This is a genomic window from Alteromonas sp. a30 (assembly GCF_026788005.1).
In the GTDB taxonomy this organism is placed as follows: domain Bacteria; phylum Pseudomonadota; class Gammaproteobacteria; order Enterobacterales; family Alteromonadaceae; genus Paraneptunicella.
The window spans coordinates 1-14743 of sequence record NZ_JABEPE010000021.1; the positions used below are offsets into that span (position 1 = coordinate 1).

General features: G+C 49.1%; 1 protein-coding gene. It reads right to left on the reverse strand.

Annotation, left to right across the window (positions count from 1 at the left end; translation table 11 throughout):
• The coding region (locus tag HJG39_RS16500; RefSeq protein ID WP_268410856.1) for a non-ribosomal peptide synthetase at positions 1-14639 on the reverse strand (14639 nt) is incomplete at its 3' end.
• Positions 14640-14743: the final 104 nt, after the last annotated feature.

A 14743-nucleotide genomic window follows, 5' to 3' on the forward strand; every position in this document is an offset into this window, starting at 1 on the left:
AACGCCCCTTCCAGCAACACTTCAAAGTGCTGCGCCATGCGCTCAATGGTGCTGGCATCGAATAAATCGGTGGCGTACACCCAGTTCAATGTTAGCTGACCTTGCGCGTTGTAGCTGGCGAACAAACTTAAATCGAACTTACTTACCGGGAAGTCCTGATCCACTGGCGTAACACTAAAGTCATCGTCGGTTTGCGCCATTACAGGGTTGTTATCCACTACGAGAATGATTTGGAATAACGGACTGTGCGACAAGCTACGCTCTGGATTTAACTCTTCCACCAGCAATTCGAATGGCAAATGTTGATGCGCTAACGCAGACAAACTGCGCTCACGGGTTGCCGCTAAGAAATCGCTAAAGCTTGGGTTGCCAGAAACGTCCGAGCGAAGCACTAAGGTGTTCGCAAAGAAGCCGATCAAACCTTCAATTTCTTTGTGTACGCGATTAGAAATAGAGAAGCCAATCGCCACATCCTCATCACCGCTGTAGCGATGTACCAAGGTTGCCAACAAGGCTTGTAACGACATAAACAAACTTGTGCCGTTGGCTTTGTTAAAGGCATCTAAGGCATTGGTGGTATCTTTACTTAACACGCTACTGTAGCTTGCACCTTTGTAGCTTCGCTGAGCAGGACGCGGGCGATCCAGCGGCAAGTTATGAATTTGCTGCAAGCCTTTTAATTCTTCACGCCAGAATGCTAAGTGTTGCTCAAGAATATCGCCTTGCATCCAATCTTGCTGCCACAAAGCATAATCCGTATAAGTAACCGGCAGTTCTGGGAAGGCAACAGGCTTACCCGCAATAATGGCATCGTAGGCTTGCATTAGCTCATGGAACATCACGTTCAACGACCAACCATCGGAGGCGATATGGTGCTTATTCAGCAACATGACGTGCGATTGTTCTGCTAGCTTCAGCAAGCTCACACGAAGCATTAAATCTTGCGATAAATCGAACGGTTTTAACGCATCTTCATCGGCGAGCGCCTTCACCATCGTCGCTTGCTTGTCGACATCCAGACCACTTAAATCGTGGAAATGAATGCTGAAACTGTAGTCTTTCAAGATGAGCTGATACGGTTGCCCGTTGTTTTTGCCATCTTCTTCGCGGAACACGGTACGCAAGGTGGCGTGACGCTCAATAATGGCCTCAAACGCTTTTTGTAATGCCGCGACCGACACATTACCTTCAAATTTAAATGCCGTTGGCAAATTGTAACCGGCACTTTCATTTTCCACTTGGGAAACAATCCACAAACGGCGCTGCGTGAAAGAAAGCGGCAAATACTCAGGCTGAGGTTGTGGGGTAATGGCTGGCACATTAATCACGCTCGCACTGTTTGAAAGCGAATTACCACCGTCCACTTGCGCTGCAATGGCTTCGATACTTTGCCCAATGAAAAGTTGCTTCATGCTCAAATTCAAGCCTTGCTCACGGGCGCGAGAAATGACTTGAATCGATAAAATCGAGTTACCGCCAAGTTTAAAGAAGCTGTCTTTAATGCCTACTTTTGCAACACCTAACACCTGCGCCATAATCTCACATAGCGCCGTTTGCGTTGGTGTTGTTGGCGCAACATAGGTTTCGCTTGGCATAGCATCGGCGTCTGGCTCCGGCAAGGCGCGCTCATCCAGTTTGCCGTTCACCGTTAGCGGCAATGCATCAAGGTGCATGATGGCGCTTGGAACCATGTAATCCGGGAGTTTTTGCGCTAATGCTGCGCGAATCTCGTCAATCGTGGTTTGCCCTGAGCTAGTTTGCCCAGAGCTAAGCAGCTTGCCGGTGACATAAGCCACCAGCGATTTGCCGCCAGCAGGTAAGCTACGCGCAATGACCGCTACGTTTTCCACGCCGTTAAGCGCAGCAATGTGACTTTCAATTTCAGCTAATTCCACACGGAATCCGCGTACTTTTACTTGCTTATCGGCACGACCTTCAAACAGCAATTCGCCGTTTTCATTCCAACGTACAAGGTCGCCGCTGCGATACATGCGAGCATTCGCTGAATCCGCAAAAGGATTGGCAACAAATGCCTCGCGGGTTTCTTTATCGCGATTCAGATAGCCACGCGCAAGGCTTTCTCCGGCAATATACATTTCTCCGATGACGCCTTGCGGTACAAGATTTTGGTTGGCATCCAACACATATACTTGTGTGTTTTTATTGGGCTTACCAATAGGAATGGCGTTTTCATTGGTCGCAGCATCCACATTCTCGGCTGTCACTTCAAACGCGGTGGCAGTCACCGTGGTTTCGGTTGGGCCATAAGTGTTCATTAGGCGCACCGGACGCTCGGCGTTTCGGCTGAACCAGCGTGCGGCTTTGCTTTGGCTGATGGCTTCACCACCAACAATCACTAAACGTAAGGATTCCGGCGCGGCGCTGTCTGTTACCATTTGATGCCAGAACGCGGTGGGTAAACTCAACACGCTAATGCGGTGTTTGTCGCACAAGCGCCAGAATTGCGTGGCATCTTGTAACCATTCATCACTACGCAACACCAAGGTTGCGCCGCTACACAAGGAAGCAAAAATCTCTTCAACGGAAATATCAAAACTCACCGTGGAGAACTGCAACATGCGGTCGCGGGCACTCATGTCATAAGTGTGTTGGGCGTTGTAAATGAAGTTCATTAACTGACGCTGTTCTACCTGAACGCCTTTTGGCAAACCCGTTGAGCCCGAGGTATACAACACGTAAGCAAGGTTATCGCTCGACAACGTTGAACCAAGGTTACTTTGCGACTGCTCAGCAAAAGCAGCCGCGTTTAAGGTGACAACTGTGGTTGAATCAGCTTTCACATTGGCGCTGACTTTCTCATGATGTTCAGCATCAACCAACACCAACACTGGCGCGGAATCGCTTAGCATGTGGGCGATACGAGAATCGGGATATGCCGGGTCGATTGGCACGTAAGCTGCGCCCGCTTTCATAATACCTAAAATCGCAGCAATCATGTGACTGCTGCGCTCAGCGCACAATCCAACACATTGGTTTGGCTGAACCCCTTGTGCTAACAGATAATGGGCAACTTGGTTTGCCTGCGCATTAAGTTCTGCATAAGTGACCTCCGTCACTGTATTCGCCACCTCGCCGGATTCGAACGCTAAGGCTAGTGCATCTGGGTGAGCTCCCACCTGCGCTTCAAAAAGTTGCGCGGCCGTTGTGGTTAAATCCCAATCGGTGTGTGTTGCGTTAAAGTCATTAAGTAAACGCTGTGTTTCGGCTTCGCCCAACAGGTTCAACTGGCTTAAGTGCGTTGTCGACGTGCTGACAACCATGCGGCTTAGCAAGTTTTCAAAATAGTCATAGAAGCGCTGTGCATTTAATTGCGTTTGCACTTCAAGCGATACGCTCAGTTCACCGTTCACAAAATCAACCGACGCCGATACCGGATAGTTGCTGTGTTCTTCTGTCCACACAGCTTCAATACCTTGATCACCTGCATGCGCCATTTGCAATTCCATTGCTTGGCTATCGTTTTGCATTCGACAGTTTAAAATGGTGTTAAACAATGGCGCAGCACTATTTGAATCACTGCCCGCGGCTATCACACCACGTTTTTTTAATTCGCTTTGAATTAAGGTCAGTGGCGCTAATTCGTAATCTAACAAAGCATTTACGGCGTTGTGAGTTTGTTGCAATGCATCGTGCAAGCTCACATTTTCCAGCTTCACGCGCACAGGCAAGGTGTTAATACACAATCCCACCATACGTTCAATGCCGGGCACGCCTTGCATGCGCCCCGATAATACCGAACCAAATACCACATCTTGTGTGCCGCTGGTTGCACCAATTACCATGGCCCAAGCAAGGTGAAGTACAGTAGACAAGCTCACACCTTGGGCTTGAGCAAATGCCTCTAATTCTTTGGTTAACGACGCGGGTAACGCTTGTGTTAAGTGCGTCATGTCGCCGTATTCGCTCATTTCAACACTACAACCAAATGGCGCGGCAATCTCTTCCACATCAGCAAGTTGCTGTGCAAAGTGGGAAACAGCGGCCGCTTGGTCTAACTGCATGCTTTGCCAAATGAAGTCGCGGTATTGAATGGTCGGCTGGTCGGCTGGGTCAATCGGTGCCATTTCGCCTTTACTTTGCGCGACTAAATACGCGTCCATTTCCGACTCAATCACGCGTAGCGACACGTTGTCTTCAATGGCGTGATGATGCAGGAACATCACGTACACGGCATGGTTGCCTTGCGCGTCTTTTTGACGCGCGATGTGCAAGCGAATTAACGGCGCAGAGTCCAAGCAAATAGATGCTTGAATCGGCGTGTATTGCTCAATCATCCACGCCGCTACGTCGGTGACATTTTCCGGTACGTCGAGTTCAACAATGGGCAAGCTGACTTCGCGCAACACCGCTTGTACTGGCGCAGATACGCCCTGATAAATGAACTGCGTGCGCATTGTGTCGTGACGCTTCATCACGTATTCCACACCGCCAATAAAGCGGGTGAATGCGGCTTCGTCTTGGCACTTCAATAAGGATTTGGTGACGTAAGGGTCGGCTTCAGGCGATGCAATCGCGTGGAACAACATACCTTGTTGCAGTGGCGACAAGGGGTAGATGTCTTGAATATTGGTGCTTCCGCCTTGTACTTGTTGCTCGATATTACGCAACTCGCTTTGGCTTAAGGACACCATTGGCAGCATGTCTGGAGAAATCTTGAAGCAATTTTCAGGTATCCCCGACGCAGGTGTTGGTGCGGCTTCTGCACTGGCTAATTTTTTAGCAAGCTGCGCTAAACTTTGATTTTTGTATAACTCGGTAACAGGCAGGTCGTATCCAGCTTCAATTAAGGCCGAACGATAGTTGATCATCAACAGGGAATGACCGCCTAAGTTAAAGAAATTGTCGTTGGCACTAATGCTTTGCCAATCCATTTGCAGCACCTTGGCCCACTCTTTTGCCAACAGTATTTCTTCGTCGGTTTGTGGCGCAACAAACTCAACCTGATGCGTTAAGCTGGGTGCGGGTAAGGCGTTTTTGTCGATCTTGCCGTTAGTGGTCAGCGGCCATGACTCAAGGAAGTTCAAGCTCACTGGTAGCATGTAATCTGGCACTTTTTGCGCTAAATCATCGCGCCATTGTTGTGCTTGCGTTGCTGCGTTGTCGCTCTCGGCTAAAATCGCGTAGGCGACAATATACCCTTGATCAGCATGCCCTTGATCACTTGCATCTTGCTCAGCAGAAACCGGCGCTTTATACCAAGAAACTAAGGCATCTTTTAAATACGGCAACTGGTTCAAGTGATGTTGAATTTCGCCCAGCTCAATCCTAAAGCCACGCACTTTCACCTGATTGTCGTTACGGCCTAAATACACCAACTCGCCATCGTTATTCACCCGCGCTAAATCGCCGGTTTTGTATAACTTGCTATAACCCAGAGCCAGCATCTCGTTGCTGGCAAACGGGTTATTAATGAAACGCTCTGCGGTTAACGCCGGTTGATTCAAGTAACCTAAAGATAAACCTGCCCCACCCACGTAAATTTCGCCTTCCGCGCCTTGAGGCACAGGCTGTAAGGACGCATCCAGCAGGTAAATGGTTTGGTCGCGTAGCGGGCGACCAATGAGCGATTGCCCGAAAGCGTCTTTTTGCACTGGCTTGTAGGTAACGTGAACCGTGGTTTCGGTAATACCATACATGTTAATTAATGCCGGTTTGTCTTCGGCGTAATGCGCCCACCAAGGGGTTAGGGTGTCTAGCTCTAGCGCTTCACCACCAAAAATCACATAACGTAAATGGCTCAGCGGCGCGTTTTGTTTCACCGCCATTTGGGTGAAGGCTTTAAAGGCCGACGGCGTTTGGTTTAATACCGTGACCTTGGTTTGCTCGCACAGAGCCACAAATTGCTCAACGTCGCGCGTCATTTCATGGCTTGGGATCACCAACTTGCCACCAAACAACAAGGCGCCCCACAATTCCCACACGCTAAAGTCAAACGCGATGGAGTGGAATAGCGTCCAAACATCGTTTTCGCTGAAGTTAAAATCTGGCTGAGTGGCGCTAAATAAACGCAATACGCTGTGATGCGACTGCAATACGCCTTTCGGTTTGCCTGTTGTACCCGAGGTGTAAATTACGTAGGCCGGTGTGTTTGGCGTTGCAGCAAAATCGCTTTGCCAATTGGCATCGCACGCTTCGCGCTGGGCTTGAATTGCATCGACATTAATGATGTTCAATGCCGCCACTTGCTGCGCACTTTGTAATTGATTCAAGCAGGCATCTAACTCTGCACTTAAGCTGGTTTCACTTAACAGCACTTGAATGCCGCTGTCTTCGATGATGTGAGCAACGCGATCTTGCGGTGACTTCGGGTCGATAGGCACATAAGCTGCGCCCACTTTTAAAATGGCCAGAATCGACACGGCCATGTCGAATCCACGCTGGGCGTACAAGCCCACAAAATGATTGACTTTTACGCCTTGCTGACTTAAATAGTGCGCCAGTTTGTTGGCTTGCTGATTAAGCGTTTGGTAATCCACGCTGTGCAATGCGCCCGCTTGTTGCATTTCTAACGCGCGACGAGAAGCATGTTGCTGAGCCATTGTTTCAAATTGCTCATGCAAGCTTTGTGCTGCGTATGGCAAGGCTTCAAACGCTGCTAATGCATTGCTTGATGGCTGCTCGCTCGTAGGCAATTCGTAGCTGGAAATGTGCGCATGTGGGTCGGCAATAATACCTTTTAACAAGGCAAGGTAATGCTCGAATAAACGCGCAATGGTAGCTTCGTCGAATAAGTCGGTGTTGTATTCCAACTCGCAAGACATGCCATCGCCTTTTTCGAACAAGTTAAAGGTTAAATCGAACTTGGCGGTGCGCTGTTCAAAAGCAAACTCTTCTACTTGTAACGCATCGTCTGCCATTGGGTAAGAGGGCATGTTTTGCAACACAAACATCACTTGGAAAAACGGCGAGTAGCTGGTGCTGCGTGTAGGTTGAAGCTGCTCAACTAAATAGTCGAAAGGCACATCTTGGTTGGCGTAAGCATCCATTGCCATACGACGCACGCGCGACAGTAAATCGCTGAAACACGGATTGCCTGAAACGTTGGAGCGCATCACCAAGGTATTCACAAAGAAGCCAATAAGGTTTTCAATTTCCGCGCGATTTCGGTTGGCAATGGGTGTGCCTACAGCAATGTCGGTTTGCCCAGAATAACGGTGTAACAACACATTAAAGGCTGCTAGCAAAGTCATGTACAAGGTCACACCTTCGCGCTGACTTAAGGTGTTCAATGCGTCAACCACATCCTGCGGAATGCTTTGATTCAACACCGCACCACGGTAGCTTCTTAGCGCCGGACGCGGTTTGTCCGCTGGCACTGGCGACACGGGTTCAAGCCCCGCCAATTGTTTCTTCCAGTAATTCATTTGCGCTTCACGGGTATCGCCAGTAAACCACTCACGTTGCCAATGCGCGTAATCCGCATATTGGATAGAAAGCGCCGGTAAATTTGGTTGCGTACCTGCATGTAGTGCAGCATAACTTTGCGACAATTCTTGGAAGAACAGCATCATCGACCAACCATCGGTCACGCTATGATGCAAGTTAATCATCAACACATGCTCTTTTTCGCTTAAACGCAATAAACGAGCTCGAATTAGCCTGTCTTGGCTTAGGTCAAACGCCAAGGCCGCTTCTGTTGCAATCACTTCGCTAGCAACCTGTTCATCGGTTACGTTTTCTGCGCTTAATGCCAATGAAAACGGGGCGTCGATGTGTTGAAGCGTTTGCCCTTCCACTTTCACCAAACGCGTACGCAAGGACTCATGGCGCGCAATAATGTGATCTAACGCCTGATTTAGCAGGACTTCATCCAATTCGCCTTTTAAACGCAAGGCTAAAGGTACGTTGTAATTGGCACTATTACCTTCCAACTCTGCTAGGAACCATAAGCGTTGTTGTGCATAAGATAAAGGTAAAGGCTGAGTACGGGAAACAGGCTTGATGCTGGCATCATCCGCGCCTTGTGCAAGAGTTGGATTCATACTAGTTACCGCCGCCGCGAGGCTTCGTAATGTGGGTTGTTCAAAGAGTGTTTGTAATGGCATGTCGATGTCGAACAAGTGGCGAATTTGCGTAACCACGCGAGTGGCAAGAAGAGAATGTCCACCAAGGTTGAAAAAGTTATCGTCCAAGCCAACGCTATTGGCACTGAGGCCAAGAACCGACTGCCAGATAGACGCCAATTGATGCTCCACTTGAGTTTGCGGAGCAAGGTAATCTTTGCGCTCAAAGGCACTGGCATCCGGTGCAGGCAAGGCGCGATAATCCACTTTCCCGTTAATGGTGAGTGGTAATTCTGGTAAAAATACATACGCCGCTGGCACCATGTAATCCGGTAATGCATGCGCCAAGCTGGCTTTAAGAAAATCCGGGGTAAGAGAGGTTTCTGAATCCGCATCGGCTGCTGTTGCCGATGCATTTTCAACCACATATGCCACTAATTTGGTGTCTTCATTGCCCGCGTCAGAAGCGCTCTGTGCTTGTGAGCGGGATAAGGTCACTACGCAAGCTAACACTTCATCTAGTGCAAGCAAGGCGGTTTCAATTTCGCCCAACTCCACACGGAAACCTCGTAATTTAATTTGGTTATCCATGCGCCCGAAGAACTGCAAGTTACCGTCTGGCAAACGGCGTACTAAGTCGCCTGTGCGGTACATGCGCGCATTGGGATCGCGACTAAATGGGTTATGAACGAATTTCTCATCTGTGAGTTCTGGCTTGTTTAAGTAGCCTTGGGCGAGGCCATCACCCGCCACGCACAGCTCACCAATTGCACCAATTGGCACCAGTTGCAAGCTGGCATCCAGCACATAACATTGCGTGCCTGCTATCGCTTGCCCTAGCGGCAAAGATGCCAACATAGCGCTGGTATCTGAACCGTCACTCTCGCTGTTATTCGGTTTCGCACCAGCCATCAGCGACAATGGTCGCGGCGCAGAATAACACGCGGTAAAGGTGGTGTTTTCCGTTGGCCCATAACCGTTCATGATCTCAAGGTTGGGCAAGGCATTGTAAAAACGTTCCACAATGGCGGGTTTAACCACATCACCGCCTGCCATTAGCTTGGTTAGGCTTGGCATGTCGTTGAACACCAAGCTCCACTGATTGAACAAACCTGCGGTTAACCATAACGTGTTGGCTTGAAACTGATTCACCACCTCGCTGAGTTTTTCAACATCAAAGTAAGCTTCTGGATACAACACCAAAGTGCCGCCATTGGCCAGCGGCCCCCAAATTTCCAATGTCGCCGCATCGAAAATGAGCGTGGAGGTTTGCAGCATAACGGTGCTGCTATTGAATTCATGGAAGTGATTGTCGCGCACCAAACGGGTAATACCGCTATGCGGCACTAGCACGCCTTTTGGCAAGCCAGTAGAGCCCGAAGTGTAAATCACATAAGCCAAATCGCTAGGTTTCACTTCAATAGCAGGATTGGTTTGCACCTGCGCGCGCATTTGCGCCTGTTCTTCATCCACACACAAGCAATTAAGCGCCATATCTTGTGGCAAGGTGGCAACCAAGCTGCTGTGGGTCACTAACAAACGTGGGGCAACATCGCCTAGCAAATAACGTAAACGTTGTTCTGGTAAGGCGGCATCAAGCGGCACGTAAGCCGCGCCCGCTTTGTTAATAGCAAGAAACGCGCTAATGGTGCTGATATTATCAGGCAAGCTAACGGCCACTTTGTCGCCCGGCTGAACGCCTTGCGCCATCAAGTAATGCGCTAGTTGGTTGGCTTGGGCATTGAGTGTTTGATACGACACTTGCTGCTCGCGCCAAATTAAGGCAACCGCATCAGGTGTGCTTTCTGCTTGCGCTTCAAATAGCTGGAAGGCGGTTTTATCGCGCGGATAATCCGAGAGCACGCCCACAGAATACGCCAACACTTGTGTGTATTCTTCGGTTTGCATAAGTTCGTAATTTGCGATGCTGTCGCGCGGGTGTGCCACAATCTGCTTCAACAATTGCTCGTAATGAGCAAACAAGCGCTCGATGGTGTCGGCGTTGAACAAGTCGGTGTTGTATTCCCACTCGCACATTAACCCGGCTGAATCAGGCATTTCGAACAGATTGAGTGTTAGGTCGTATTTTGCCAAGCTTTGTTGATAGTCAAAACTGGACACTTTCAACGCCTGATTGCCTTGACCATCCTCATTTTGAACACTCTCATTTTGACCACCCACTTCGGGGTACAAGGGCATGTTTTGCAGCACAAACATCACTTGGAAGAAGGGTGAATAGCTCATGCTTCTTTCAGGCTGTAACTGCTCAACAAGGTAATCAAATGGAATGTCTTGATGGCTATAAGCGCTAAGCGCGGTGTCTTTCACCCGGTTGAGCAACTCAACAAAGCTGGGGTTGCCCGACACATCCGTACGCATCACCAAGGTATTCACAAAAAAGCCGATAAGTTGCTCTAACTCGGCGCGGCTACGATTGGCAATGGGGCTGCCCACAGCAATGTCGGTTTTGCCAGAATAACGGTGTAAAAGTGTGTTAAACGCGGTGAGTAGGGTCATGTACAGAGTCGCACCGTGTTGCTGGCTTAACTGCTGCAAATGGCCCACCAATTCTGCTGATAGCGGCTTGCGAATGATCGCGCCTTTGTAAGATTTTACCGCCGGACGCGAACGGTCCGTTGGCAAGGCCGATTCCATTTCTAAATCGGCTAATTGGGTTTTCCAGTAACCCAGTTGTTCGTCGAGATTTTCACCGGACAACCACTGACGCTGCCACTGAGCATAATCGGCGTACTGAATCGTTAATTCTGCTAGCGGCTCTTGATCTGCCTCGCCTGTCAATTCCCCGTAAAAATGCGCGAATTCCTTGAAGAACACACCCAGCGACCAACCGTCAGACACGCTGTGATGCATCGTTATCAGCAACACATGTTGTTGTTCCGCGAGCTTCACCAAGCGACCGCGAATTAAGTGATCGGCGCTTAAATCAAAATCGGCTTGGGATTCCACTAAAGCAATATTTTGTGCCTGCGCTTCGTTTTCCACCGATTCAGCAACAAGGTTTAAGCTGAACGGCGCATCAATCACTTGCAACACTTGTTGCTCGGCCGATTCATCTTGAGCAACTAAACGCGTTCGCAACACTTCGTGGCGGGCAATAATGGCGTCGATGCTGGCATTTAACGCTTTCACATCCAACGCGCCATCTAAACGTAGCGCCAGCGGAATGTTGTAGTTAGCACTGCTTTGTTCAAGCTCGGCTAAGAACCACAAACGTTGCTGTGCATAGGAAAGCGGCAAATCGGCATTGCGATCCACAGCAACCAACGGAATCGACAAACTCGGGTTCAGGTTTTCAATGACATCGGCTAAATCTTGCAGCGTGGGATGCGCAAAAAACGCTTTTAACGGCATTTCCACATCAAGCATCTTACGCACTTGGCTCACCACACTGGTTGCCAATAACGAGTGCCCGCCCAAGTCGAAGAAGTTGTCGTCGCGACCCACCGCCTCAATGTTTAAGATGTCTTGCCAAATTTGCGCCAGTTGACGCTCAACATCGCCTTGCGGAGCCACGTAGGCTTTGCGACTAAAGTCATCGGCATCCGGCATCGGCAAGGCGCGTTGGTCTAACTTGCCATTAGGTGTAAGCGGTAACGCCTGCATCATCACAAACGCGGAAGGCACCATGTAATCCGGTAAAAGCTGCCCAAGCTGTTGTTTTAAATATTCCGGCGCTATTAGCGCTTCGCTGGCGCTTTGGCTGTCTGGCACGACATACGCCACTAAGCGTTTTTCGTTGTGCTCATCGGTTTTAATCACCACCGCACACCCTGCCACGCCAGTTTGTGCCATTAGCTGAGTTTCAATTTCACCCAATTCAACGCGGAAACCTCTTAACTTCACTTGGTTGTCCATGCGTCCGATAAAGTCCAAATTACCGTCAGCTAAACGGCGCACTAAATCGCCAGTACGATACAGCTTAGAAGCAGCATCTTGGCTAAACGGATTGGCGATAAATTTCTCGGCGGTTAACGCCTCTTTGTTTAAGTAACCGCGCGCTAAGCCAACGCCGCCAATGTATAACTCTCCGGCTAAACCTTGCGGCAGCGGGCGTTTTTGCGAGTCCAACACATACAATTGAATGTTGTCGATAGGCTTACCAATAGGCACAGTAAACAGCGGTGAATTGGCATCACATTGCCAGTCACTGACATCAATAGAAGCTTCGGTTGGACCATATAAATTGTGTAATTCCGCGTGCGTACCTGTGGCAAAAAAGCCCGTAACTAACGCTTTTGATAAGGCTTCACCGCTACAGAAAACCTGTTTGATAGACGGACAAAGCGCGATGTCTTCGTGCGCTAACATAATGCTTAGCATGGAAGGCACAAAATGCAGTTTGGTAACTTGCTCTTGGCGAATTAAATCGCACAAATACGCTGGTTCTTTGTGACCATCTGGCTTGGCAATCACTAAACGCGCGCCGGAAATCATCGGCCAGATGAATTCCCACACCGACACATCAAAACTAAAGGGCGTTTTTTGCAGCACCACATCGCTTTGGTCCATGCCGTAACGGCCGTGCATCCAATGCACGCGGTTCACTAAACCACGATGCGGTATCATCACGCCCTTGGGCTGCCCCGTAGATCCCGAGGTATAAATCAGATAAGCCAAATGTGTAGCGTTTAAGCCCAACGGCTCAACATCTAAATTGGTTTGCGCTTGCTGGCTTAAGCCTAAATCCGCGCCTTTGGCATCGGTTTGATTATCAAGGAAAAGCACGCGCGTTTTGTTGCTAGCAGACGCCACGAGCAATTCGCTTAAATGCGATTGGCTGAGGATGATGTCTACCCCAGAATCTTCAATCATGTATTGCACGCGATCTTGCGGATAACCCGGGTCGATAGGCACATACGCCCCACCGGCTTTTAAGATGGCATAAATGCCAATTACCATGTCGAATGAGCGCTCTAAACACAAGCCAACAAGCTGATCTGGGCCAACGCCTTGTTCACGCAAATAATGTGCAAGTTGGTTGGCGCGTTGGTTTAATTCGGCGTAAGTGAGTGTTTTATTCTCAAAAACCAAAGCAATAGCATCGGGATTTGCTGCAACTTGCGCTTCAAACAAGGTATGCACACACACTTCGCTTGGGAAGTCGCGCTCGGTTTGATTCCAATGCCATAATTCTTGGTGAATATCGTCATCAGAAATGAAGTTGCATTGGGCCACGGTCACGCTTTCTAAGCTGTTTGAGGCATGCTGTAATACGTCGTCGATAAGGCGCGTGTAATGGCCCATTAAGGTGTGGATCATTGCATCGCTGTACTTGTGACTGTCGTATTTAAAGCCAAGCTCAAAACCAGCGTGGCTTTCAATCACTTCTAAGCAGAGTTTGAATTCGCCTTGCTGTTGTACTGAATCCACCACCTCAATGCCTTGCATGGCGGCAAGCCCGGCTTCACTAGCAACAAAGCTCACCATGGATTGATTTTGATAAGCAAACGCCACTTGGAATACAGGGTTGCTTTGTTGTTGCGTGGACAAACCTAAATCGCGCACCAGTTGCGGGAAGGGATAATGCGCTTGATCTACTGCATCCACCAAGGTTAGCGATACATCGTTAAACAATTGAGTGAGCGGCATGTTTTCTTCCACTTGCGAGCGCAGTGGCAACATATTCACAAAATAGCCAATTAGGCTGTCGAATTCTGCCGATGGACGCGCTTGCGTTGGCATACCAACGATGATGTCTTGCTCGTGACAATAACGGCTTAACACCACTTTAAATAAGCCAAGGAAAAACACCGAGGCGTTAATGCGTAACTGCTTACATAAGTTGTTTATATTTTCGTTTTGCTCCGCGCTAAGCATCTGACTAAAAGCTGAGCCAGCGGCATCTAACACGCTATGTTCGGCATCGGATTCATTGGCAAGCTGCAACGCAGGTAAAGTGCCAGCCAGTTGTTTGGTCCAGTAGGCTTTGGCTTCCGCGCCTTTTTCACTGGCTAAGAAATCCTGTTCCCAGCGCACATAGTCGCTGTATTGGGTAGTAAGTTCGCTTAAGCCCGCGCTGCTATCTGGCTCATGCCCTGCGCTAATGGCTTTTAACGACAACAACAAGTCTTCCAACAACACCGGAATCGAGCTGCCATCAAACACAATGTGATGCACCACAATGAGCACGGTGCAGGTATCATCTTGAGTAAACAGGTTAAAACGAATTAGGTTGCCTTGTGCTAGGTTAAAAGGCGCGTGAGATTCTGCCTGAATCGCCGCGTTTAGCTCGTCTTCGCTTAGCAAGCTGGCATCGGTAAAGGTACAATTAAGGCGAATATCGTCGTTAGCCTGATATTCCGGGCGATCATTGGCTTCGTTATTTTCAACAAACGCACCATTTAAAATGCTGTGACGTTGCAATACCGTGCGACACGCCTGCTCAAAATGTGCAGGCTCCACCGCTGGCATGCGAAAACACACCGGCACGTTATACGCACTGGATGCGGGCGCGAGTTTGTGAAGTAACCATAATCCGTGCTGATTTTCTGAAAGCGCGACTGAGTTTTCATTTGCCTTCAGCAACGCTAGAACTTCCTCTGCTGAATACGTACCTTCTTTGAATGCTTTTAAAATATCGTCATTAATCATCATGGATTTTCCAATTCGTCGGCCTTCCCTCGCCGTTGCAGCCGCTTATGTCCTCGCTTGCTGCACTTTTAAACCAATTTGCTACTTTTTCGCTTAACTCTTGTTGC